This window comes from Bartonella sp. MR168JLCBS (assembly GCF_042194175.1).
The window spans coordinates 1-741 of the sequence record NZ_JBHIMP010000342.1 but is presented as its reverse complement, the minus strand read 5'-3'; the positions used below and the strand labels follow the sequence as shown (position 1 = coordinate 741).

The 741-nt window shown below is 48.6% G+C and carries 1 protein-coding gene; it reads left to right on the top strand.

Annotation, left to right across the window (positions count from 1 at the left end; translation table 11 throughout):
* Positions 1 to 741 (top strand): ATP-dependent metallopeptidase FtsH/Yme1/Tma family protein (locus tag ACFIK8_RS11290; RefSeq protein ID WP_375669480.1); only part of this gene is annotated, 741 nt, incomplete at both ends.

Genomic DNA, 741 nt, shown 5'->3' with positions numbered 1-741 from the left:
TGTTCGTCGGTGTGGGTGCAAGCCGTGTGCGGGATATGTTTGAACAAGCTAAAAAAAATGCACCCTGTATTATTTTTATCGATGAAATCGATGCTGTCGGACGCCATCGGGGTGCCGGATTGGGTGGGGGCAACGATGAACGTGAGCAGACGTTAAATCAGTTGCTTGTCGAAATGGATGGGTTTGAGCCCAATGAAAGTATCATTCTCATTGCTGCAACAAACCGTCCCGATGTGCTCGACCCTGCCTTGTTAAGACCAGGCCGCTTTGATCGGCAAGTCGTCGTGCCAAACCCGGATATTTCCGGCCGTGAACAAATTTTGAAAGTGCATGTGCGCAACGTACCTTTAGCCCCAAATGTTGATTTGAAAATTTTGGCAAGAGGAACGCCAGGATTTTCCGGTGCTGACCTGATGAATCTTGTTAATGAAGCTGCTCTCATGGCTGCTAGCCGCAATAAAAGAGTTGTGACTATGCAAGAGTTCGAAGATGCGAAAGACAAAGTGATGATGGGGGCTGAACGTCGTTCAACCGCTATGACACAAGAAGAAAAAGAACTCACCGCATATCACGAAGCAGGACATGCTATCGTAGCTCTCAATGTGCCTGTCGCCGATCCTGTCCACAAAGCAACAATCGTGCCAAGGGGAAGAGCTTTGGGCATGGTCATGCAGTTGCCCGAGGGTGATCGCTATTCAATGAGCTATCGGTGGATGATTTCTCGTCTGGCTATTATGATGG